The organism is Gordonia spumicola, from assembly GCF_009932475.1.
Taxonomy (GTDB): Bacteria; Actinomycetota; Actinomycetes; order Mycobacteriales; family Mycobacteriaceae; genus Gordonia; species Gordonia spumicola.
On the sequence record NZ_BJOV01000002.1, the window covers coordinates 300,735 to 321,720 of the forward strand.

The following is a 20,986-nucleotide window of genomic DNA, read 5'->3' on the forward strand; positions in this document are numbered from 1 at the left end:
AACATACGTTTTTGTCAGAGGTGATCCATATCATGGATGTAGTTCTTCGGTAGCGCGAGGAGCTGCACGTCCTTTGACAACTTGATAGCGCCCGGTCCGGGCGAACCGAACCACTCGACCCCACTGGGGGACCGAGTAGGCGGTGGACTTGGCGCAGCACCTATCGGTGACCGTACCGTCGCTCACTGACATTCGGCGACGGATGCGGGACGGGTCGCTGTCGGCGGTGATGGCAGACCCAGTCGGTCTTGGTATCGCTGCCGTGGACAAGCGGGTGCCGTTGGACTCGGCCGAGAAGGCCGTGTTGGCTCGTCGGGTGCTGTGGTCGACGCCGGGTGAGGCGAAGAATGCGGCCACAGTGGAAGGGATACGGTCGCGGTCCACGGCACAGCGCTCGGCTTGGGTTCACCGGACCCGCGAGCTCGGCGACGGTCGGGCTCATGCTCTGCTCGTCTGCGGTGACCGTGGTGGGCGCCGACGGGCAGGGTCACACGCGCGGAGGACGCTGACCAGCCACGCCGACGCGGCAGCGTGACTCGTCAGTCGCGGGCCGGACTCGACGCCTGGGCCCAGAAGCGCTTCGGAATCCGGCCGGCACGGGAAGCCAGACGACCCGCCTTCACGGCGTGCGCCATCGCCTCCGCCATGACCTCCGGGTCGTCGGCGCGGGTCACGGCGCTAGCCAACAGCACGGCGTCACACCCGAGCTCCATAGCGAGAGCGGCGTCGGACGCCGTCCCGATCCCGGCGTCCAACACCACGGGAACACTCGCTCGGGACACGATCATCTCGATGTTGTGCGGGTTCGCGATGCCGAGTCCCGTGCCGATCGGAGCCCCGAGCGGCATCACCGCCGCGACTCCCGCATCCTCCAACCGGAGAGCCAGGACCGGATCGTCGTTCGTGTACGCCATCACCCGGAACCCGTCGGCCACGAGAGCGGCGGCCGCATCGACGAGTTCGAGAGGATCGGGCAGGAGCGTCCGGTCATCGGCCACCACCTCGAGCTTGACGAGGTCGGTCTCCACCGCCTCCCGACCGAGCTGCGCCGTCAACACGGCCTCGGCCGTGGTGTGGCAGCCCGCCGTGTTCGGCAGGACCGCGATGTCGAGCCGACGCAGCAGATCGAGCACGCCGGTCCCCGCGGTCGGGTCGACCCGACGCATCGCGACCGTCGTCAGCTCCGTTCCCGACGCGACCAGCGCCCGCTCCAACACGGCGAGGTTCGACGCCCCTCCCGTCCCCATGATCAAGCGCGACGAGAACGTCCTGCCCGCGACGACGAACTCGTCAGCCACCCTGCACCGCCGTCAGCACGTCGATCTCGGAGTACTCGCCGATCTCCTCGCCCCACCGGCCCTTCGGCCGCACCACGCCGTTGACGGCGACCGCGACACCGGTGTCGGGCAAGTCCAGGTGCGCGAGCAGGCGCGGCACGTCCACCGGGCCCTCCACGACGACGGTGTCGCCGTTGACTGTCAATTCCACTGGTTCTCCTTCGGGTAGGTGTCAAGCGAGCAGTTCGACGACGCGGTCGGCCGTCCACGGACTGAGAGCGATGCCGTTGCGGCCGTGCCCCGTCGCGACGAGCACGCGGTCGTCCACGCGGCGGACCATCGGCAGGCCGTCGACGGACGACGGCCGGATCCCCGCCGACACCTCGGACAGCTCGTAAGTCCGTAGGCCCGGCAACAGTTCCCCGACGTCGGCGAGCAGGTCGGCGACACCGCCCGCCTGCGGCGCCCGGTCATCGGACCCGACCGCCTCGTACTGGGTGGCGCCGACGACGACGCCGTCCTCGCGCGGCACCACATAGACCGGCCTGCCGTGCCAGCGCGCCCGGATCACCCGGGACGGCGGCGCGACCGACCACCGCGTGCGTCGCAGCCGAAGGATCTCGCCCTTCTCACCCCGCACCTCGACGCCCGGCACCAACCGCGGGGTGTGCAGACCGGCCGCGACGAGCACCCGGTCGCCGGGCACATCGTCCAGATCCTCGACGTCCGCATCGACGAACGCGGCTCCGGCGCCGACGAGCGCGGACCGCAGCGCTGCGAGCAGACGGCGATTGTCGACCGCTCCCTCCCCCGACACGAGATAGCCGCCCGCGCAGCCGCGCGCGAGCATCGGTTCAGAACTCCGCAGGGCGGGCCCGCTGCGCGGAGCGATGGCCGCGTCGGCCGATCGCGCCCGGACGAACGACACCTGGTCGTCGATCTCCGCGAGATCGGTGCTCGACGCGCCGACGAGCAGCGTGTCGTCCGCGGTGCGGACGTCGGGCCTGCCGAGTCGTTCCAGGAATGCGGGCCACCGGGCCGCCGACGTCACGGACACGTCGAGCAGGTCGCCCTCGCCCGGACGGCCCTCGCCGAAACAGCCGAGCATCCCGCCCGCGACATGCGCGGCACGCCGATCGGTTCCCGCGTCGAGAATCGTCACCGCCCAGCCGCGGTCGGCCGCGGCCAACGCGCACGACAACCCGATCGCGCCCGCTCCGACGACGGACAGAGTTGGTCCCACAATTCATCCCTTCGCCGGCATTACCCGGATCAGGTCAGACGGTCAGCGACGGCCCGCATCGCACTCTCAGCCCGGCGCCCCGGACTCCCGTGTCTTCTCACTTCCACCACGCAGCCTACCGTTGACGCCATGCCAGCCGATCCGCGCACCGCACTCGCCACCGCCCGCCTGTACCTGTGCACCGACGCTCGCCGGGAACGCGGCGACCTTCTCGACTTCGTCGCGGAAGCGGTCGCGGGCGGCGTCGACATCGTCCAACTCCGCGACAAGGGGTCGGCGGGAGCGAAGCGGTTCGGGGAACTCGAGGCGAAGCAGGAGCTGGAGATCCTCGCCGGTCTGCGGGACGTGGCCCACGCGGGCGGGGCCTTGCTCGCCGTCAACGATCGCGCCGACATCGCGCACGCGGCGGGCGCCGACGTCCTGCACCTCGGGCAGGACGACCTGCCTCCCGCCGCCGCGCGCGCGGTCGTCGGGCCGCACGTCGTCATCGGACGCTCCACCCACGACGCCGACCAGATGCGGGCGGCCGTAGTCGACGCCGACATCGACTACTTCTGCACCGGCCCGCTGTGGACGACTCCGACCAAGCCCGGACGCGCCGCCACCGGCCTCGACCTGGTTCGCGCGGCGCACGCGGAGGCATTGGGCAAACCGTGGTTCGCGATCGGCGGTGTCGACCTGCCCCGCGTCCCCGAGGTCACGGCGGCGGGCGCGTCGCGCATCGTGGTGGTCCGAGCGATCACCGCCTCGGACACCCCGCGGAAAGCGGCTACCGATCTGCGTGAGGCAGTGCTAGCGTCATGAAGACCATGACGTGGAACCTGATTCTCGTAGCCCGCCGCAGCGGGGTCTGATTCGACCGACCCCCCGCTGCGGGTCTGTCGCGTCTCCATTCACTTTCGTCGGTCACGAAATTCGACCGAAATGAACCGACGATATGCGTTCCATTCAGATCCACCCGACATCGTCGTACCCGTACGGGCACGGCATTCGCCGTCTGCCCGCCTGGTTCCCACAGGAGGCGGCCACGATGACCACTGCCAGCTTCGACAAGACGTACGCCCCGACGGGCGCGATCTCCCTCGACGATCTCCGCATCGAACCGGGCGCGAGCGACATGGTCCGCTGCACCGCGGACATTCGGGTCGCCGCACGCACGATCAGCCTGGAGGCGACCGCCACCGGCACGATCGGCGCGATGACCTCGATGCTCTACGACATCGGCGCGGGCGTCGAGATCATGTCCTTCTACCAGCAGACCGAGGGCGAGCAGGTGATCACGTATCTCCTGTGCGACCGTGACGGCGACCGTTGTTGGAGCTACGGCCGCGGCAGCACGGGCGACGAGTCGGCGGTCAACGCCCTCATCTCGGGCGCGAACCAGCTCGCGTAGGCGGTATCAGGCGGTCAGCTGTTCGAGAAGCGTCGGCCACGACCGCGCGAGGCCCGGATGCAGCGGCAGTTCGGCGACCTCGTCGACCGGAACCCAGCGGAGTTCCGCCGACTCGAGGTTGGCGACGGTCGCGACCCGGTGTGCCGCCCGCGCAACGACGGTCGTGTACGTCCACCCACTCGACGCGCGGTGGGTGACGAGCGCGCCGGTCACCTCCAGGTCGGACGCGGAGAGTCCGGCCTCCTCCTCGGCTTCGCGGACGGCAGCCTCTTCGACGGTCTCGTGCGAATCGCGGGCTCCACCGGGCAGCCCCCACGTTCCGCCCTGATGCGACCACACGGCTCGATGCTGCAGGAGGACGGCCACCCCTTCGGCGTCGTCGAGAGGTGCGGTCACCAGCAGTCCGGCGGCGCCGTGAACGCCCCAGTACCGCTGCCCGTCCGCGTCGAAGACCCAACCGTCGCCGTCTCCCCGCACGATGCCTCCTTCAGCGCCATCCCTCGATCGGCGACTCGCCCATCACGCTACCGGGTCCTGCCATCGGTGACGGCTCCGTCGGACTAGGCTGTGTGTGACGCAAGTGAAAGGGATGCAAGTGACCGGCCGGGTTTCGGGAGTGCGCTCGGCGCTCACCCATGCCGGTCGGACGGTCATCCCGGATCGGGCGGTTCCCGGCCCCACGCTGCGGCAGGTGATCGCGGACCGTCGCGAGATCGCGGCGATGACGCGCGAGCGGGTCAGTTCGCCGCTGGTCACCCTCCGCTTCTACGCGACGACGACGCCGGGCAAGCTCGTCATCATCCTGTTGGCTCTGGTTTTCGCCTGCGGGCTGACGGGCTGGTACTCGTCGGCGGCGCTGACATCGCGCAGTTCCACCCTGGAGTCGCTGATCGACCGCAGCGAACCGCAGGCCGAGGCGGCGGAAGTGCTGTACAGCTCGCTGTCGGTCGCCGACGCGTCGGCCAATTCGGCGTTCATCTCCGGCGGCCGGGAGTCGCCCGAGCTGCGGGCCGACTTCGCGAACTCGATCGCGACGGCGTCGACCGCGCTGATCGCCGCGACCGACGGATACCGCGAGGGGTCCGTCGCCCACACCGAAGACGAGGAGTCGGCCCGCGCCGACCTGAACACGCTCGCCGTCAAGATCCCCGTCTACACGGGCCTGGTGGAGACCGCCCGCACCAACAACCGGCTCGGCTACCCGGTCGGTTCGGCGTACCTGACGGTGGCGTCGACGCTGATGCAGGAGACGATCCTGCCCGCCGCGCAGCGGCTCTACGAGCAGCGGTCCGCCGCCATCTCCGAACCGCAGCGCACGCTGACGGTCCCGCCGTGGGGCGTGTACGTCGCACTGTTCCTGATCATCGGGATGCTGCTCGCGACGGGCCGATACCTCGCTCGCCGCACCCGCAGACACTTCAACATCGGCCTGATCGCGGCGGTCACCGCGATGGCGTTGGGGACGGTGTGGCTGCTCGTCTCCGGTCTGACGTCGGTGGCGTCGGCGAACACCGCGAAGGCGTCCGGCGCCGATCCGCTGCACACGTTGACGAGCATGCGGATCCTCACCCAGCAGGCCCGGTCCGCGGAGACGTTGTCGCTCGTCAGACGTTCCGATCCGGGCGCGCTCGACCGCACGTTCTCCGAGTCGATGGACCAGATCCGGACGCAGGCCGATCAGTTGCGCGCCGACCCCGACCTCGCCGACGACCCCGACGTGACCGATCGCCTGGAGGACGTGAAGTCGGCCGTCGTGCGCTGGCGTTCCGCGCATGCGGAGGTGGCGCGGCTGCTGACGAACGGCGACTTCACCGGAGCGCGCGCCCTGACCATCGGCGAAGGGTCGATCAGCACCGCGAGTGCCTACGCGGACGCCAACGCGGCCTTGGTGAAGGCCATCGGCGACGCCCGTGCCACGTTCCGCACCAACATCAACACGGCGCAGCGAGTCCTCGGATTCACCGGCGGCGGCATCGCTGTGCTGTGCGTAATCGCCGGGCTCGCCGTGTTCGGCGGCCTGTTCCCGCGGATCCGGGAGTACCGATGACTCGCCGCCGACTCGCCACCGCCCTGCTCGCGGTCGCCACCGTCGCCTGTATCGGCGGGTGCGCGGCCCCGTCGGCCGAGGGCAATCCTCCGCCGACGACGACGGCCGACGTCCCCCTGCCGCCGAACGTGGTGCTCGACGACACGGCCGACACCCAGGGCGACACCGACACCTGCAACACGGCGAGCCTTCGGCCCGACGACGTGACACCCGAGCCGGGCCAGATGCCGCCGAACTCGACGATGGCGGCGATCGTCAAACGGGGGCGGCTCGTCGTCGGCACCGACCTCGGGTCCAATCCGTTGAGCTTCCGGGATCCGCTGTCGGGCGACGTGAAGGGCTTCGACGTCGACGTCGCCCACTGGATCGCGGCGGCCCTGTTCGGTGATCCGAACCGCATCGACTACCGCATGGTGACGACGGACAACCGGGTCGACGCCCTGACGTCGGGGGCGGTCGACGTCGTCATCAAGTCGATGAGCATCACCTGTCAGCGTCTGCAGTCGGTCGACTTCTCGGCACCGTATTTCAATGCGACGCAGCGCATCCTCGCGTACCGGCACTCCGGCATCGAGAGCGCGGCGGATCTGAAGAACAAACGAGTCTGCGCAACCCGCTCGTCGACGTCCGCGGCGCGTGTCAAGGACACGACGCCGAGCGTGCGGTTCGTGTCGACGGTCAGCTGGGCCGACTGCCTGGTGATGATGCAGCAGGGCCAGGTGGACGCCATCACCTCCGACACTCCGATCCTCGCGGGCATCGCCGCCCAGGACCCGTGGGTGCAGGTGGTCGGCGACAGTCTCGGAGCCCAGGACTACGGTGTCGGGATCGCGAAGGGACATCCCGATTTCGTGCGTTTCGTCAACGGGGTGCTCGCCGCCCGACGCGCCGACGGCAGTTGGCAGCGGTCCTATCAGGAGTGGCTGTCGGTTCTCGGACCGGGCAGCCCGCCGTCGTACACCTACCGCGATTGAGCCGATGACCGACCAGACCGATCCACAGACCGAACCGTCGTCGACGATGCCGTCGGACGTCCCGCCGCGCCCGGCCGCCACCGACGTGAGCACGGCCGTCACCGCCGACGACGGACCCGCGACCCAGGCCACCGAGGTGGGGACGATGCCCGCGGCCGACACCGCGGCGTCGCTGGTCGGGCCGCCGACGGTCGGCACCATGCCCGCTCCGGTCGGAACGCAGGCCACGCAGGTCCGACGACTCTTCGAGGACATCACCGCGTCGCGCCGCAAGACCCGCAAGGGTCCGCACGTCCATGACCGCAGGCTCGGCAGCGAACTGGTGCAACTGCCCGACGTCACCGACATCGACCCGGCCGACGCGGTGCTCGCCGACCCGAAGATCGTCGAGTCGAAGCGCAACTGCTGGCAGTGCGGGGCCAAGGTCGGCCGCTCGTCCGGCGAGGGGAAGGGCCCGATCCAGGGCACCTGCCCGCACTGCGGATCCCGCTACTCGTTCGTCCCCGGCCTGTCGCGGGGCACGATGGTCGCCGACCAGTACGAGATCGCCGGCGCCATCGCCCACGGCGGCATGGGGTGGATCTACCTGGCCGTCGACCACAACGTGTCCGACCGTCCCGTCGTCCTCAAGGGCCTGTTGAACTCGTCCGACTCGCAGGCGCAGGCTGTCGCGATCGCCGAACGGCAGTTCCTCGCGTCGGTGAACGACCCGGGCATCGTGAAGATCTTCAACTTCGTCGAGTGGGCGGACGAGGACGGCCGACTGTTCGGCTACATCGTGATGGAGTACGTCGGCGGTCACACGCTGAAGCAGCTGACGACGTCGGCGTCGGGCAAGTCGAAGCTGATGCCCGTCGAGCAGGCGATGGCGTACATCCTCGAGGTGCTGTCGGCCGTCGGCTACCTGCATTCGGTCGGCCTGGTCTACAACGACGTGAAACCCGACAACATCATGATCACCTCCGACGAGGTGAAGCTGATCGACCTGGGTGCGGTGTCGGCGATCAACGGCTACGGGCGGCTGTACGGCACGCCGGGGTTCCAGGCGCCGGAGATCGTGGAGACCGGCCCGCAGGTCGTCACCGACATCTACTCGCTCGGCCGGACGCTTGCCGCGCTGACGGTCGAGATGCCGATGGAGGGCGGACGCTACCTCGACGGACTCCCCGACCCCGACACCACACAGGTGTTCGTGGAGAACCCGTCGTTCTACTTCCTGCTCCAGCGTGCGACGTCCATCGATCCGGCCGAGCGGTTCGAGTCGGTCGAGGAGATGACGACGCAGGTCTTGAACGTGCTGCGCGAGACCGTCGCCCTGCACACGGGTGTGCCGCGGCCGTCGATGTCGACGGTGTTCACGCCGCAGCGCTCGACGTTCGCGACGGCGCTCCTGCTGTCACCGGTGGACGGCTTCTTCGATCCGAAGGACGCCGCGATCCACGATCCCGAGGACATCGCACGGGCGCTGCCGGTGCCCCTCGTCGATCCGGCCGATCCCGCGGCGAACGTGCTGACGTCGGCCGCACTGTCGTACCCGCGTCAGACGTTGGACACGATCAACGCCGCTCGCGCCGACGGGTTCGCCACACTGATGCGCGCGGGATCGGACGACGACGGTCCCCTCGATCCGGAGCATCCGTCGCTGGAGATCGACCTGGCCGAGGCCCGCGCGCACCTCGAGCTCGGCAACCTCGACACCGCCCTGGAGCTGTTGCGCGACGTCGCCGAACATCACGGCGACTCGTGGCGCCTGCACTGGTTCCTCGGTATCTGCGCGCTCCTCAACGCCGAGCCGGAACTGGCCTACGACCGGTTCCACGAAGTGCTCGAGGCCATGCCCGGCGAGGTGGCTCCGAAGTTGGCCGTCGCGGGCACGGCCGAACTGATCGGCTACTGGCTGTCCGCGGACGACTTCATCACCAACGAGCAGGCGGCCCAGGTGGAGCGCTGGTACGACATCGCCCGCCAGGCGTACCACGATCTGTGGCTCACCGATCACGGCACCGTCACGGCGGCGTTCGGCTTCGCACGGATGCTGCTGGCCGAGGGCGACATCGCGGCGGCCATCGAACCCCTCGACGAGGTCCCGATGACCAGCCGCCACTACGGCACGGCGCAGATCAGCGCGATCCTGGCCCTGGTCCACGGCAGACCGGCCGGCGAACTGACGCGTGACGAACTGTTCGAGGCCGCGAGTCGTTTCGATCAGATCGGCTACGACGATCCGCGCCGCCGCAGACTCAAACTGATCGTCCTGGGCAGCGCCCTCGGCTGGATCGACGCGAATCCCGATCCCGGCGAGTGCGGCGCGTTCCTCGGCTTCCCGTTCACGGAGCAGGGACTGCGAGCGGGCACCGAGCGCTCGCTCCGCGAGTTGGCCCGCGCCACCCGCGACAACCGAGGTCACCGGTTCCTGTTGGTCGACCTCGCGAACCTCGTCCGGCCCGCGACGCTGTTCTGACGAGTCAGAACCGCAACGACACCGGCGCCGCCTGGCCGACCGACAGTGCGGCGAGCGACGTCGGCGCGATCCCCGGCCGGAACGCGGCCCGGACACCGGTGAGGTCGGCGGTCCGCGCGAGGCGCGCCGCCTGATCGGCGGTCAAGTACAAGTCGGCCAGATCGATGCGGCGGAGCGCGTCGTCACCGTTCATGTCCGTGCTCGACGTCCGCATGGACAGCACCGCATGGCGGCCGTCGACGCGGACGATCGGGTCGGCGAGTGCGATCTCGAGAAGGTGGAACTTGGTGTAGGCGACGACGGTCCCGCGGTATCGCAGTGTGCCGCGGCCGCCGCGGAGCGTGCTGCCTGCGAGCTCGAACGACATCCGGCCCGCATCGTCGACACCGGCTCCGTCCTTTCCGGCGAGCGCACCACCCGTGCGTTCGACGCTCGACGCGAACGACGGCGAGTATCCCCACACGAGATTGCGCGCCGGGGCCTTCGGCGTGTTCGGGCCGGGGTCGGTCGAGTAGTCGAGCGGGACGAACTTCTCCTGGGCGGCGTTGACGGCGTCCGCCGCACCGTAGGTGTAGACGCCCCACCGCTTGCCCGCGGGAGTCTTCTCGGGCGTCGCGAGTGTGAGTCGCGCGGTGAATCGGCCGGCCGCGTCGAGCGGGACCCACTGCTGGCGAACGGTGCGCCGCAGGTCGAACGGCGCGTTCGGCACCTTGGCGAGCGCCGACCGGGACAGCGCCCACTTGGTCTTCGACCGCACTTCGGCGCGGGTGGACGCCGGTGCTCCCTTGGACGGTTGCCACACGGGAGCGAAGCCGCCGAAGGTGACGAACGTTCCGTGCGGGACGCCGGGCGGCACCGGAACCGGCAGTCCGGACGTGTTCGACCGCGGGTCGAAGCCGGTCCCCTTGACGACCACCTGGTCGCCCGGGTGCAGGGTGACGCCCGCCGCCGGGGTGACGCCGTCGGCGAGGAACACCGCGATCGTCGGTCGCGTGGGGGCGGCGGTCGCGACACCGACGCCGGTGAGGCAACTCGCGGCGACGACGGCGACGGCGAACAGAACGCGCAACTTAGACATGAGCAGAGCCTAACCTATGCAGTTCGGCGCGGAGAGGGTCGGAAGTCCCGTGCCGATTTCTTCAAGAACCTTGGCCCGAGCCGGGGCAGGATCGAGACATGACCACACGAACTGACACCAACATCTGGCCCGGCATCACCTACGACGACGCGCTCGCCGCCCGCACCTGGCTCGCGGCCCTCGGTTTCGAAGCGGGCGTCTGCGTGGAGGGCGACGGCCCCGGCGAGGTCACGCATTCGGAGATGCTCTGGCCCGACGGCGGCCGCGTGATGATCCACTCCACGTGCAAGACCGACACCACGTTCACCACGCCCGCGGGCAGCGCGAGCGTGTACGTCGTGGTCATCGACCCGGACGCCGTGTACGCCAGAGCCACCGCGCTCGGCGCGCGACTGGTGCGCGACATGGCAGAGGAGGACTATGGATCGCGAGGCTTCTCCATCGCCGACCCGGAGGGCAACCTGTGGAGTTTCGGGACGTACGCGGGCTGACCGCACGCCTGTCACGCGCCGGTGTGCGCGTGGTCCCGTACGACGTCGTCGGCACCCGCCCCGGCGTTCACCTCGGCCTGCCGTCGCCGACCGTTACCGTGGTGATCGACCTGCGCGACGGCCTCCTCCTGACCGGGCCCGGACTGGACGGTCCGACGTCGTTCCGCTGCGGCATCGGCGGCCTGCACATGTCGCCGTTCGTCATCCATCACGACGGCGTGCAGCGGGGTGTGCAGTTGTCGCTCACCCCCGGCGCCGTGCGACGCCTGTTCGACGTGCCGGTCCGCGCCCTCGGACCGTCGACGTTCGAGGTGGCCGACGTCGACCAGTCGTTCGCGGCGCGGCTCGTCGACGCCGCCGCAACCGGTGCGATCGGCTCGGTACTCGCCGAACGACTCTCCGACTCGTGGACCGGCGTCGACCCCGACGCGGTCCGCGCGTGGCGGGACATCGTCCGCACCGGGGGCCGCGTGAGCGTGTCGCACCTGGTGGAGCGCTCCGGCCGGTCGGCGCGACGTCTGACCGGCGTGTTCACATCCGAGTTCGGCATCGGTCCGAAGCAGGCCGCACGCCTAGTCAGGTTCGACGCGGCCCGACACGCACTCGAAGCAGGCACTCCGGCCTGCGACGTCGCCGCGACGGGCGGCTACGCCGACCAAGCTCATCTGTCGCGGGAGTTCGTCGACTTCACCGGCCTTCCGCCGTCCCGCTTCCTCCAGAATCGTCGGGCCGAGTTCGCCTGAGGTGTGTCCCCTAGGCTGAACCACGTGATCGAGTCCCCCGCCCGCACCAGGCTCCTGCTCGGCGACCTCGGGGCGCTGCTCCTGGACGCCGGACTGTCCGTGACCGAAGTCCACACACGGCTGTCGCAGATCGCCGCGTCCGTGAAAGCACCCGTCACGGTGTCCGTCCTCCCGAAGGAGGTGTTCGTCGCCGACGCCGCATCGGGTGAGACGACCACGGTCCAGGCCGCGGGCACCGAACTGTCCATGCGGCAGACGGCGATCGCCAACCGCCTCGCCGAACGCGTGCGCCTGGGCCTCGACTCGTTCGCCGACCTGCCCGAACTGATAGGCGACGTCCGCCGCATCACCCGCCGACGCCCCGACATGCAGATGGTGATCGGGTCGGCACTGGTGGCGGCCGGGTTGGCCGTCTTGTTCCGGTGCCCGTGGTGGGCGGTCGTGACGTCGACGATCGCCGGGCTCGTCGTCGGCGTCTGCGTGATCGTGATCCGACGGGTGCCGACGTCGGTCGCCATCCTGCCGTTCGTGGTCGCCTTCGTCTCGACGAGCCTCGTCGGGACCACCGCACAGGTCTTCGGCCTCGGACCGGTCCCGCTGTACGCGGTGTGCGCCCCCGTCGCGGTCCTCGTTCCGGGCGCCCTCATCACGAACGCCCTGCTCGAATTGACGGCCGCCGACGTCGTGACCGGCTCGTCACGATTGATGTACGGCGTGATCATGCTCGGCTTCATGGCGGCGGGCATCAGCGCAGGTGCCCGCCTCACCGACACCAGGTTGGACGAGTCGTCGGCGCGCAAGCTGACCGAGGCTCCCGGCCTCACCGGGCATCTCGGCTGGCAGGCGCACCCGCCGACCTGGTTGTCGTGGGTGGGCGTCGTGTTCCTCGCGGTGGGCGTCGGAGCCGCGTTCGGCGCCGGTTTCCGACTCAGCGCGGTCGCCCTCGCCGTCATGACCGGCGTGTACGCGGTGCTGACGGTCCTCGGCCCCGTGATCGGCGACATCCAGGCCACCGGGGTCATCGCCTGCATCGTGTTCGCCGCCTCCCAAGCCGTCGAACGACGGACGCCGGCGATCCCGTCGGTCGCCTTCTTCTTTCCGGCGTTCCTGCTGCTGGTCCCCGGAACCGTCGGCCTGGTCGCGCTGGCCGCTTCCGACACCAACGGCATCGCCCTCGCCGTCGGCACCTTCGTCAGCCTCTGCATCGGTGTGAAGGTCGGCGAGTTCGTCTCCGCGATCGGCCTTCCGTCCCGATCCGGCGAAGCTCCCTGAGATCGGGGCCCTCATCGACGTCGAGAGGCGACACGCCGCCGGGACGCGATGGATCGACCGATGTTCGTGGCCCTACTCGCCGACGCGGTTCCCGTCGGAGTCCCAGTGCTCGGCGACCTTCTTGGACGGTTGGACGCGGGGCGGCTCACCCGGCATCTTGGGGTAACTCGGCGGGTAGACGAGGTCGCCGAGCCCGGCGTCCTCGTCGCGCTGCACCATCTCGAGGAGCTTCTCGATGCCGCCCGCGTGGTCGGCGATGTCGGCCCACGGGTCGCCGCGGCGGGCGACGAGGTCGGGGACCGTCGCGATCGTCAGCTCGGTCGGGTCGATGTCGGCGAACTCGTCCCAGGTCAGCGGGGTGGAGACGCGTGCGTTCGGCGTCTTGCGCACCGAGTACGGCGCGGCCATCGAGCGGTCGCGCGCGTTCTGGTTGTAGTCGATGAAGATCCGGTCGCCGCGTTCCTCCTTCCACCACGACGTGGTCACCGCGTCGGGCGCCCGTCGTTCCAACTCCCGGCCGAGCGCGATCACCGCACGCCGCGTCGCGATGAAGTCCCACTCGGGCCGGATCGGCACGAACACGTGCACTCCCCGACTGCCGGACGTCTTCACGAAACCCGTCAGGCCGAGTTCGCTCAGCAGCGGCCGCACGTGGTCGGCGGCCACCTCGCGCACGGCGTCGAAGTCGCGCCCGTCCGGCGGATCCAGGTCGATGCGCAGCTGGTCGGGGTGATCGTTGTCCGGGTCGACTGTCGGCCACGTGTGAAACGTGACGGTCCCCAGATTCGCCGCCCACACCACGTCGGCCGGGATGCGCGGGCAGAACGGCTGCCCGGATCGCTTGGACGGGAAGACGATCCGCGTCGACTCGACATGGTCGGGGTGATATTTGGTCAGGTGCTTCTGGTAGATCTCGTCGCCCTCGACGCCGTCGGGGAACCGCTGCAGGAAGGTGGGGCGGCCGCCGATCGCGTCGAGGATCGGGCCGGTCATCGACCGGTAGTAGTCGACGAGGTCGCCCTTCCGTCCGCCGTCCTCCCCGAGCTGCGGGAAGTAGATCTTGTCGGGGTTCGAGAGCTTCACCTCGACGCCGTCGACGTCGATCATGACCGGTTTGGGTTTAGGCATCGGTGGACTCCAGGACGTCGTGGATGTCGTAGGTCAGGGGCACGTCGAGCTGGTCGTAGCCGCAGCTGGACGGTTCGCGGTCGGGTCGCCACCGCAGGAATTTGACAGTGTGCCGGAAGCGGCCGTTCTCCATCTGGTCATAGGCCACTTCGACGACGAGCTCCTGTCGGATCGGGATCCACTCGCCGCTGCCCGCCGATCGCCAGCGCGACAGCTCTCCCTGTGCGACGTTCTCCGGGTCGAGCCGCATCGGCTCGAACATCTCCTGCAGTTCGACGCGTTTCGCGTCGGAGAACGCGCTCGACCCGCCGACCATGCGGAGGTCGCCGTCGTCTCCGTAGAGCCCGAGGAGCATCGAACCCAGCCCGGTGCCGCTCTTGTGGACGCGGTATCCGAGGACGACGCAGTCCGCGGTCCGCTTGTGCTTGATCTTCAGCATCTCCCGCTTACCCGGAACGTAAACGCCCGCAAGAGGTTTGGCGACCACACCGTCGAGCCCCGCACCCTCGAACGCGGTGAACCAGTCGCGCGCGGTGTCCGGATCAGTCGTCACGCGGCTCACCTGGAATCGCCCGGCCCCGCTTATCGCCTCGAGCAGCGCCGCGCGTCGGACGTCGAACGGCTCGCCGGTGAGGTCACGGCCACGCAGGGCGAGGGCGTCGAAGCCGATGAAGATCGCGGGCGTCTCATCGGCGAGCTTCGCCACGCGGGACGCGGCCGGGTGGATGCGTTGACTCAGCGAGTCCCAGTCGAGGCGTCGGACACCACCGATCTCGCGCACCACGCCGACTTCTCCGTCGACGACGACCTTGTCCGGGAGCTCGACGCGTGCGGCCTCGACGAGTTCGGGAAAGTACCTGGCGAGGTCTTTGCCGCCGCGGGACGACATCACGACGTCGTCGCCGTCGCGGAACACCAGGGCGCGGAAGCCGTCCCACTTCGGCTCATACGACCACGCCGGACCGTCGGTCGGCTGATCGGGCACGGCGGCAACGGCTTTCGCGAGCATCGGCGCTATCGGAGGGCTGATCGGAAGGTCCACTCGTTCATCGTCCACCACACCCGGAGACGGCGGCAACGGATTGGACGCACCGGAGTCAGCCCGCCGGGGTCGACCGTCCCCACCCGGAGTCCTTGGCGAGTTCGGCGAGGGGCGCGACGGATCGGTGCGGGAGGGGCGTGGTGAGGGTGAGCCACGTGCTGGAGTGGACGACGCCGGGGAACGCGACGATCGACGAGACGATGTCCAGCAGCGCGGGCTGCGTCGCGGCGGCGACTCGCACGAGCAGGTCTTCGCGGCCGGTGACGGTGTGCACCTCGATGACGTGCGGCATGCGCGTGAGCTCGTCGATGATCGCGGTCAGGCTCCCCTGGTGCGTCTCCAACGCCACGAACGCGTGGACGACGAGACCGGCGCACGTCAGGTCGATCTCCGGCCGATACCCGGTGATCAGGCCGCCGTCCTCCATCCGCCGCAGTCGTGACTGCACGGTGTTGCGGGACACCCCGGTCTTGGCCGCCAATTCGACGACACCCGACCTCGCGTCCGCCTCTAGCAGTCGTAGCAGTGCCACGTCGAGCTGATCGATGCTGAGCATTCCGGTCACTCTCCTCACCACTCGTCGCCAGTGTACTGAGCAATCCGATCAGCTCATCCCGAATCAACAGACCTGACCGCATGGCAGGACCGACGATGGTGGAGCGGTCACACGATGACCCGCATCACATCCGCCGGCCACCCTTCGGAAGGAACCCCACATGACCGTCGCCGATCACCGCTCCGAGCTCAGCGTCTTCTCGCATCCCGACATGACCATCGACCCGCCGCACGAGCAGATCGTGTTCTGCCGGGACGCCGCGACGGGACTGCGGGCCATCATCGCGATCCATTCGACGACGCTCGGACCGTCACTCGGCGGCACCCGGTTCTACCCATACGCGTCGGAATCCGACGCCCTCGGCGACGTCCTGCGACTCTCGCGCGGCATGACGTTCAAGTCGGCCGCCGCGGGCCTCGACCTCGGCGGAGGCAAGGCCGTCATCATCGGCGACCCCGCCGTCGACAAGACGCCCGACCTCCTGCGTGCCTACGGCAGGTTCGTCGACACCCTCGGCGGCCGCTACATCACGGCGGGCGACGTCGGGACCACGTCCGACGACATGGACGTCATCGGCGAGGGCACCCAGTTCGTCGCGTCGAAGACCGCGGCCAACGGCGGTTCCGGCGACACCGCGCCGATGACGGCGCTCGGCGTGTTCAGCTCGCTGCTGGCAGCAGCGGCCCACCGGTGGGGCTCGGCGGATCTGGCCGGGCGCACCGTCGGCGTCGAGGGTGTCGGCAAGGTCGGCTCGCAACTCGTCGACCTGCTGCTGGCGGCAGGTGCGACGGTGATCGCCGCCGAGCGGAATCCCGCCGCCCGCGACGCCTTCGCGGCACGGTTCCCGCAGGCACGGTTGGCGGACGACGTCCGGTCGGCACAGGTCGACGTCTACGCACCGTGTGCGATGGGCGGCACCGTGACGCCCGACCTGGCTCGCGAGACCACCGCGACGGTCGTCTGCGGCGCGGCCAACAACCAGCTGTCGTCGCCCGAGGTGGAACGGATCCTCGGCGGCCGCGGCATCGTGTGGGCGCCCGACTACATCGCCAACGCGGGCGGTGTCATCCAGGCGTTCGGCGAGCAGCGCGACTGGACGCACGACCAGATGCGCACCAAGGTGGAGGCGCTGCGCGAGCGGACCGCACACGTCCTCGACACCGCGGCGGCGAAGAGCATCACGGCGGGCGACGCGGCGCGCCTGATCGTCGCCGAGCGCCTGTCGCGTGCCGAACGAGACTGAACGGCCCCTGTCGATCGTTTGATCCACTAGGGTCCAAGGGCATGGCGACATCACCGAAGCACGTCTCCGACCACTCCCGTCGACATTTCCTCGGCCTCGCCGCGGGTGCGGCCGGAGTCGCGGGCGCGGCGACGCTGCTGCCGCCGTCCCTGCTGGCCGCGGTGGCGCAGGCCCGGCCCGCGGGATCGATCGACGATGTGGAGCACGTCGTGATCCTGATGCAGGAGAACCGGTCGTTCGACCACTACTTCGGCACGATGAAAGGCGTCCGCGGCTTCGCCGACAACTCGGCGAAGCCCGGTGTCTTCGATCAGAACGGCGTCCACCCGTTCCTCGCCAGGGACGCCGCCAATCGCGGATCACTGTCGGTGGAGTACCTCGCGTCGCTCCCCCACGAATGGGCCGACGGCCAGAAGGCCCTGCGCCACGGGCACTGCGACGGCTGGATCGCGGCCAAGGGCAAGGCGACGATGGCCTGCTACGACCGCTCCGACATCCCGTTCCACCACGCTCTCGCCGAGACCTTCACCATCTGCGACGGATACTTCGCGTCGTCGCCCACCGGTACAGGGACCAACCGGAACTACCTGTTCAGCGGCACATCGGGCTACGAGCCGTGGGGCGCGCGCTCGGTCGGCAACGAGATGTACGCGCCGGTGCACCCCGGTCTGGAGTGGGAGACGTACGCCGAGACCCTGCACCGTGCGGGCGTCGACTGGCGCGTGTACCAGGAGTGGGACAACTTCACCGACAACAACCTCGACTTCTTCGCGAGCTTCCGAGCCATCGGACGCGACGCGGTCCTGCGGGCAGGCCAACTCGGCGTCGACCTGACGGGCTTCTACTCGCTGCTCATCGAGGCCGGACGCACGAGTGTGGCGCCATCGGCCGACCAGAAGGCCCGGGCGGCCGCCGTCCACCGAGCGGCCCGCGGACTCGGCGAACGCCGGGCCGACCTGTACGACCGCGCGCTCTACCGCAGCGAGCCCGGCACGTTGATCTCCCGTTTCCGGCGCGACGTGCAACGCGACGCGCTGCCCGCGGTGTCGTGGATCGTCGCACCCGAAGCCGATTCGGAACATCCGAGGTCGTCGTCGCCGATCCAGTCGGCGAACGTCGTCTACCGGCTGCTCGACGCCCTCGCCTCCAGCCCCGAGGTGTGGGCCAAGACAGCGGTGATCCTCAACTACGACGAGTTCGACGGCTACTTCGACCACGTGGTGCCGCCGCTCCCGCCGAAGGGCGAGGCCGGCGAGTGGTGGGAGGGCGATCCGATGGGATTCGGCTTCCGCGTCCCACTGACGATCGTGTCGCCGTGGACCGTCGGCGGGCGCGTCTCGTCCGAGGTGTTCGACCACACGTCGGTGGTGCGTTTCCTGGAGAAGGTGACCGGGGTGCGGTGCCCCAACATCTCGACGTGGCGGCGCACCGTCGCGGGCGACCTGGTCTCGACGTTCGACTTCGCCCGCTCCGACGGCCTCGACGTGCCCGACGATCCCGGAAGGCCCCCGACGTTCCACAAGCGATGGGAGGCCGAACCCGGCGGGGCGTTCCCCGTCCAGGAGTCGGGCGCCACGACCGCCCTCCCCACCCCGTACCGACTGTCGGCGAACGTTGTGAAGGGCGTCGTGGAACTCGTCAACGACGGTGGTCGTGCCGCCGTGTTCGCGGTGTTCCACGACGGCGACGTCGAGCACGTGACGGTGCGCGGAAAGCGCCAGATCCCGCTGCCGCGCACCACGTCTCACGTCGTGATCTGTGGCCCCGACCGCTTCCTGCGCGACCTGCACTTCACACCGGGCGGGTCGAGCGCACGCGTGGAGATCGACCACGCCGCGGGGACCGTCACCGTCGACGGCCGACCGGCGCCGGCCCGGGGCAGCTGGTACGAGGTGACCGTCGCACACACCGCTGGACGTCAGTACTTCACCGGGCGCGTCGAGAGCGGCCAGGTCACGACCACGTCGCCGCTGCGCCGCCAGCCGTAGCCGACTCGTCCACCGCACGACACCCCGACGACATCGCCGGGCCACCCCGCATCCCTAGGGTCTGCTGATCGTGGCGACTTCCCCCGAACAGATCTCCGAACACTCCCGCAGGCACTTCCTCGGACTCACGGCAGGCGCCGTCGGCGCGGCCGCGGTCGCGACGCTCCTCCCGCCGTCCCTCCTCGAGGCGGTCGCGCAGGCACGGCCCGAAGGCAACCTTCGCCAGGTGGAGCACATCGTGGTGCTCATGCAGGAGAACCGATCGTTCGACCACTACTTCGGATCGCTCCGCGGGGTCCGCGGCTTCGCCGACAACTCGGCGTTGCCCGGCGTCTTCGACCAGGGCGGCGTCCACCCGTTCCTCGCCCGGTCTGCGGCCAACCGCGGAGAACTGTCGGTCGAATACCTGGCATCGCTCCCGCACGGTTGGCCCGACGGCCATCAGGCCCTCAACGGTGGACGCTGCGACGGCTGGATCCGCGCCAAGGGCAAGGCGACGATGGCCGCCTACGACAGACAGGACATCGGCTTCCACTACGCGCTCGCCGAGATGTTCACCGTGTGCGACGCGTACTTCGCGTCGTGCCCGACGTCGACGAGCCCCAACCGGAACTTCCTCTTCTCGGGTACCACCGGGTTCGAACCGTGGGGCCCGCGCGCCGTCGGCAACGACGCCTACGACAGCTTCCACCCCGGCTACTCGTGGACGTCGTACGCCGAGAGCCTGCAGAACGCCGGAGTTGACTGGCGCGTCTACCAGGAATGGGACAACTTCACCGACAACAATCTCGACTTCTTCGCACGGCTGCGCACCATCGGACGCGCCGCGGTCACCACCGCGGGTGAGGGCGCCACCGACCTGACGGGCTTCTACGGCGATCTGCTCGGTCGATCGAAGGCCGACGACTCAGGCGTCTACCAGACCACCGATGCACAACGCCGGGCGGCGACGTCCGTGCACGACGCGGCGCGTCGCCTCGGCCGAGCCGAGGCCGACCTGTACGACCGCGCGCTCTTCCGCGGCGAACCCGGCAGCATCGTGTCGCGCTTCCGCGACGACGTGAAACGCGACAGACTGCCGACGATCTCGTGGATCGTCACGTCGGCCGCCGACTCCGAACATCCGGGGTCGTCGTCTCCGATCCAGTCGTCCACCATCACCTACCAGCTGCTCGACGCCCTCGCAGCCAACCCGAAGGTGTGGAGCAAGACCGCAGTCCTGCTGAACTTCGACGAGTTCGACGGCTACTTCGACCACGTGGTCCCGCCGCTGCCGCCCGAGGGCGAGCCAGACGAGTGGTGGGACGGCAAGCCGATGGGCCTCGGCTTCCGCGTCCCGATGACGATCGTGTCGCCGTGGACGGTCGGCGGGCGCGTCTCGTCGGAGGTGTTCGACCACACGTCGGTGGTCCGCCTCATGGAACGGGTGACGGGAGTCCGCTGCCCCAACATCTCCCGGTGGCGTCGGAAGGTGTGCGGCGATCTGGTCTCGACGTTCGACTTCTCCCGGTCGGACGGCTACCGGTCGCCCGCGCGGCCCGGCCCGGTGCCGACGTTCGTCGAACGCTGGAGCGCCGAACCCGGCGGCGACTTCCCGGTCCAGGAGACCGGTCGGGCCGTCGCACTGCCCACTCCGTACCGTTTGTCGGCGAACGTGTCCGGCCGCGTCCTGACCCTCACGAACGAGGGGTCGCGGGCGGCCGTGTTCGCCGTCTTCCACAACGGGCGGACCGAACACCACACCGTCACCGATCGACGACGGGTGACACTGCCGTCGAGCACATCGCACGTCATCGTCACCGGACCCGACCGCTTCCTCCGCGACCTGCACCTGGGCGCGGACGGCTCCGCGGCCAAGGTGACGCTGAATCACGCGGGAGGCCGGACCACGGTGAACGGCCGCGACGTCACGTCCAGCGCCGTCCACGACGGCTGGTACGAGGTGACCGTCGGCGGCACGGCGGGACGCCAGTACTACACGGGCCGTCTCGAGAACGGTCGCCGCCGACGCACCTCTCCGCTTCGTCGCGCCTGAGCGGTACCGCTCCGG

Annotated in this window: 19 protein-coding genes and 1 riboswitch; of the genes, 11 read left to right on the forward strand and 8 right to left on the reverse strand. The window is 69.6% G+C overall.

Annotated elements, in window-relative coordinates; genetic code table 11:
* Positions 1–539: 539 nt before the first annotated feature.
* From GYB83_RS03550 to GYB83_RS03560, 3 genes are all read right to left on the reverse strand, one after another.
* Positions 540–1,298, reverse strand: coding sequence for a thiazole synthase (locus tag GYB83_RS03550; RefSeq protein ID WP_161894185.1), 759 nt, complete (start codon positions 1,296–1,298; stop codon positions 540–542).
* Entirely contained in the window at positions 1,291–1,488 is a 198-nt protein-coding gene (gene thiS / locus GYB83_RS03555) for a sulfur carrier protein ThiS (protein ID WP_161894186.1), read from the reverse strand. Before thiS ends, GYB83_RS03550 begins: the two co-directional genes overlap by 8 nt.
* Before the next feature lie 21 nt (positions 1,489–1,509).
* A complete protein-coding gene (locus tag GYB83_RS03560) occupies positions 1,510–2,520 on the reverse strand; it encodes an FAD-dependent oxidoreductase (RefSeq protein WP_228461153.1) in 1,011 nt (336 codons plus the stop codon).
* A riboswitch (TPP riboswitch) is annotated at positions 2,509–2,621 on the reverse strand. It overlaps the preceding gene by 12 nt.
* Before the next feature lie 28 nt (positions 2,622–2,649).
* Between GYB83_RS03560 and thiE the strand changes: the two genes are divergently transcribed.
* Both thiE and GYB83_RS03570 read left to right on the forward strand, forming a co-directional pair.
* Positions 2,650–3,324, forward strand: a complete 675-nt coding sequence (gene thiE / locus GYB83_RS03565) for a thiamine phosphate synthase (RefSeq protein ID WP_161894187.1) — start codon at positions 2,650–2,652, stop codon at positions 3,322–3,324.
* Positions 3,325–3,457: 133 nt separating this feature from the next.
* Positions 3,458–3,913 carry a hypothetical protein gene (locus GYB83_RS03570; protein ID WP_161894188.1) on the forward strand — a complete coding sequence of 152 codons (456 nt, stop codon included), beginning with the start codon at positions 3,458–3,460 and terminating at the stop codon, positions 3,911–3,913.
* 6 nt (positions 3,914–3,919) lie between these two features.
* Here the strand turns inward: GYB83_RS03570 and GYB83_RS03575 are convergent, their stop codons facing one another.
* Positions 3,920–4,390 carry an NUDIX domain-containing protein gene (locus GYB83_RS03575; RefSeq protein ID WP_161894189.1) on the reverse strand — a complete coding sequence of 157 codons (471 nt, stop codon included), beginning with the start codon at positions 4,388–4,390 and terminating at the stop codon, positions 3,920–3,922.
* Between the two features lie 118 nt (positions 4,391–4,508).
* Here GYB83_RS03575 and GYB83_RS03580 point away from each other — a divergent pair, with 118 nt between their 5' ends.
* From GYB83_RS03580 to GYB83_RS03590, 3 genes are read left to right on the forward strand one after another with little or no spacing between them, the layout of a single operon-like run.
* Positions 4,509–5,960, forward strand: a complete 1,452-nt coding sequence (locus tag GYB83_RS03580; protein WP_161894190.1) for a GlnX family signal transduction membrane protein — start codon at positions 4,509–4,511, stop codon at positions 5,958–5,960.
* Complete coding sequence (locus tag GYB83_RS03585) at positions 5,957–6,934, forward strand: glutamate ABC transporter substrate-binding protein (RefSeq protein WP_161894191.1); 978 nt, start codon at positions 5,957–5,959, stop codon at positions 6,932–6,934. The genes GYB83_RS03580 and GYB83_RS03585 overlap by 4 nt, the downstream gene beginning before the upstream one ends.
* A 46-nt stretch (positions 6,935–6,980) precedes the next feature.
* Positions 6,981–9,395 (forward strand): serine/threonine-protein kinase, encoded by a 2,415-nt coding sequence (locus GYB83_RS03590; protein WP_371865005.1) that lies wholly within the window; start codon positions 6,981–6,983, stop codon positions 9,393–9,395.
* A gap of 4 nt (positions 9,396–9,399) precedes the next feature.
* Here GYB83_RS03590 and GYB83_RS03595 read toward each other — a convergent pair whose 3' ends face one another.
* Positions 9,400–10,473 (reverse strand): HtaA domain-containing protein, encoded by a 1,074-nt coding sequence (locus tag GYB83_RS03595; RefSeq protein WP_161894193.1) that lies wholly within the window; start codon positions 10,471–10,473, stop codon positions 9,400–9,402.
* A gap of 98 nt (positions 10,474–10,571) precedes the next feature.
* On the opposite strand from GYB83_RS03595, the gene GYB83_RS03600 reads away from it, so the two are divergent.
* From GYB83_RS03600 to GYB83_RS03610, 3 genes are read left to right on the forward strand one after another with little or no spacing between them, the layout of a single operon-like run.
* Complete coding sequence (locus tag GYB83_RS03600; protein ID WP_161894194.1) at positions 10,572–10,964, forward strand: VOC family protein; 393 nt, start codon at positions 10,572–10,574, stop codon at positions 10,962–10,964.
* Positions 10,937–11,707: a helix-turn-helix domain-containing protein gene (locus GYB83_RS03605; RefSeq protein WP_161894195.1), complete on the forward strand. Its 771-nt coding sequence runs from the start codon at positions 10,937–10,939 to the stop codon at positions 11,705–11,707. The genes GYB83_RS03600 and GYB83_RS03605 overlap by 28 nt, the downstream gene beginning before the upstream one ends.
* A gap of 24 nt (positions 11,708–11,731) precedes the next feature.
* Positions 11,732–12,979, forward strand: a complete 1,248-nt coding sequence (locus GYB83_RS03610; RefSeq protein ID WP_228461154.1) for a threonine/serine exporter family protein — start codon at positions 11,732–11,734, stop codon at positions 12,977–12,979.
* 72 nt (positions 12,980–13,051) lie between these two features.
* Here GYB83_RS03610 and ligD read toward each other — a convergent pair whose 3' ends face one another.
* The 3 genes from ligD to GYB83_RS03625 are packed head-to-tail and all read right to left on the reverse strand — an operon-like array spanning position 13,052 to position 15,705.
* On the reverse strand, positions 13,052–14,107 hold the full coding sequence (gene ligD / locus GYB83_RS03615; RefSeq protein WP_161894196.1) for a non-homologous end-joining DNA ligase: 1,056 nt from the start codon (positions 14,105–14,107) through the stop codon (positions 13,052–13,054).
* Positions 14,100–15,149 (reverse strand): ATP-dependent DNA ligase, encoded by a 1,050-nt coding sequence (locus GYB83_RS03620; RefSeq protein WP_161894197.1) that lies wholly within the window; start codon positions 15,147–15,149, stop codon positions 14,100–14,102. The genes ligD and GYB83_RS03620 overlap by 8 nt, the downstream gene beginning before the upstream one ends.
* Before the next feature lie 55 nt (positions 15,150–15,204).
* Positions 15,205–15,705 carry an Lrp/AsnC family transcriptional regulator gene (locus tag GYB83_RS03625; protein ID WP_161894198.1) on the reverse strand — a complete coding sequence of 167 codons (501 nt, stop codon included), beginning with the start codon at positions 15,703–15,705 and terminating at the stop codon, positions 15,205–15,207.
* A 160-nt stretch (positions 15,706–15,865) separates the two neighbouring features.
* On the opposite strand from GYB83_RS03625, the gene GYB83_RS03630 reads away from it, so the two are divergent.
* The 3 genes from GYB83_RS03630 (at position 15,866) to GYB83_RS03640 (ending at position 20,971) form a co-directional block, all read left to right on the forward strand.
* The gene (locus GYB83_RS03630; RefSeq protein ID WP_161894199.1) at positions 15,866–16,948 is read left to right on the forward strand and encodes a Glu/Leu/Phe/Val dehydrogenase dimerization domain-containing protein; all 1,083 of its coding nucleotides are present in this window, start codon (positions 15,866–15,868) and stop codon (positions 16,946–16,948) included.
* A gap of 41 nt (positions 16,949–16,989) precedes the next feature.
* Entirely contained in the window at positions 16,990–18,936 is a 1,947-nt protein-coding gene (locus GYB83_RS03635) for an alkaline phosphatase family protein (protein ID WP_161894200.1), read from the forward strand.
* A 70-nt stretch (positions 18,937–19,006) separates the two neighbouring features.
* Complete coding sequence (locus tag GYB83_RS03640; RefSeq protein WP_161894201.1) at positions 19,007–20,971, forward strand: alkaline phosphatase family protein; 1,965 nt, start codon at positions 19,007–19,009, stop codon at positions 20,969–20,971.
* Positions 20,972–20,986: the final 15 nt, after the last annotated feature.

Coding starts and splice junctions, on each gene's coding strand:
- GYB83_RS03635 (WP_161894200.1), top strand. CDS start 16,990: ATGGCGACATCACCGAAGCACGTCTCCGACCACTCCCGTCGACATTTC.
- GYB83_RS03570 (WP_161894188.1), top strand. CDS start 3,458: ATGCGTTCCATTCAGATCCACCCGACATCGTCGTACCCGTACGGGCAC.
- GYB83_RS03625 (WP_161894198.1), bottom strand. CDS start 15,705: ATGCTCAGCATCGATCAGCTCGACGTGGCACTGCTACGACTGCTAGAG.
- GYB83_RS03585 (WP_161894191.1), top strand. CDS start 5,957: ATGACTCGCCGCCGACTCGCCACCGCCCTGCTCGCGGTCGCCACCGTC.
- GYB83_RS03630 (WP_161894199.1), top strand. CDS start 15,866: ATGACCGTCGCCGATCACCGCTCCGAGCTCAGCGTCTTCTCGCATCCC.
- ligD (WP_161894196.1), bottom strand. CDS start 14,107: ATGCCTAAACCCAAACCGGTCATGATCGACGTCGACGGCGTCGAGGTG.
- GYB83_RS03595 (WP_161894193.1), bottom strand. CDS start 10,473: ATGTCTAAGTTGCGCGTTCTGTTCGCCGTCGCCGTCGTCGCCGCGAGT.
- thiE (WP_161894187.1), top strand. CDS start 2,650: ATGCCAGCCGATCCGCGCACCGCACTCGCCACCGCCCGCCTGTACCTG.
- GYB83_RS03590 (WP_371865005.1), top strand. CDS start 6,981: ATGCCGTCGGACGTCCCGCCGCGCCCGGCCGCCACCGACGTGAGCACG.
- GYB83_RS03600 (WP_161894194.1), top strand. CDS start 10,572: ATGACCACACGAACTGACACCAACATCTGGCCCGGCATCACCTACGAC.